The following is a 1,526-nucleotide window of genomic DNA, read 5'->3' as shown; positions in this document are numbered from 1 at the left end:
GACAAGCTGATGACGCTGCTGATCGGTGACCTCGACAATCGCCAGACCGGCCTGAGCGCCGCGCAGAAGGGGGCCATCACCGGCCAGGCCGGACTGACATTCATCGGCACCCAGTTGAATAACCAGAATGGCCTGCTCAATGCCAAGGGCGTGATGACGTTGCAGGCCGACACGGTGCTCAACGGCAATGGCCGCATCGCCAGCGAGAACAACCTGAGCGCCACGGTCGACAGCCTGAGCCAGCAGGGCGGTGAACTGGTGGCCCAGGGCACCCTGACCCTGACCGGCCAGACCCTGGACAACCGGGCCGGTGGCCTGGTCGGCGCCACAAAAGCGCTGAAACTCACCGTTGACGACATCGATAACCGGGCCGGTGAAGTGTCCAGCCAGGTGGGCGTGGAACTCATCGGTGATCGGCTCGACAACCGCGACGGCGGCAAGGTGCTGGCCGGGACCGCCCTGCAACTGCTCGTCGAGCGGGTGATCAACGAGAACAAGGGCCTGCTGTTCGGCCAGACCTTGACCCTGGACGGCCAGCGCCTGGACAACGCCGGGGGCACCCTGGCCAGCCAGTTGGCCCAGACCCTGACCCTGACCGGCGCCCTGAACAACCGCGCCGGCCTGCTCAGCAGCGAAGCGGCGCTGACGGTCAAGGCCGCGTCCCTGGACAACACCGGCGGCACGCTGTCCAGCGCCGGTGCGCTCAAGGTCACCACCGACGACGCACTGATCAACCAGGGCGGCTCGATCACCACCGATGCGGCCCTGACGGTGGTCAGCGCCAGCCTGGACAACAGCCAGAAAGGCAAGCTGTCCGGCCAGGGCACGACCAAAGTCACCACCGGTGCCTTTGACAACCGCCAGGGCGGGCAACTGACCAGCCGCGACACCCTGGAACTGATCGCCGGTCAGGTCATCAACCAGAGCGCGGGCCGCATCGCCAGTGCGCTGGCCCTGACCGCCAGCGTGACCCAACTGGACCAGCAAGGCGGCGAGCTGTTCAGCAACACCACCCTGAGCCTGGACCTCAACAACGGGCAACTGAACAACCAGGGCGGCCTGATCAACAGCCCCGGTGCGCTGCTGCTGAAAAACCTCAAGGCGGTGGACAACCAGGGCGGCGAAATCTCCAGCGCCCAGGCCTTTACCCTCAAGGGCCAGTCGCTGGACAACAGCGGCGGCAAGTTGCTCGGCAGCCAGGCCCTGACCCTGGACCTGGTCGAGTTTTTCCGTAACCTCAAGGGCACCGTGTCGGCCACCGGCCTGACCATCGACAGCGACAGCCTGACCAACGACGAAGGCCTGATCAGTAGCCGGGCAGGGATGACCCTGACCGTCGACCAGGCCCTGAGCAACGTCAAGGGCACTGTGATTGCCGATGGCGATCTGGATGTCAGCGCCGCGACCGGCAACAACGCCCAGGGCGAGTTCTCCAGCCAGAAAGCCCTGACCGCGGTGATCGGCAACCTGCAACAGCAGGGCGGGCAACTCTTCGCCCTGGGGGCGCTGAGCCTGACCGGCGACAC

The 1,526-nt window shown here is 66.1% G+C and carries 1 pseudogene; it reads left to right on the top strand.

Annotation, left to right across the window (positions count from 1 at the left end):
- A pseudogene (locus K5D32_RS25670) lies at positions 1–1,526 on the top strand (adhesin); the annotation flags it as partial.

The sequence above is a fragment of the Pseudomonas cichorii genome (assembly GCF_019719005.1).
GTDB lineage: Bacteria > Pseudomonadota > Gammaproteobacteria > Pseudomonadales > Pseudomonadaceae > Aquipseudomonas > Aquipseudomonas cichorii_E.
This window is presented reverse-complemented; position numbering and strand designations above follow the sequence as displayed.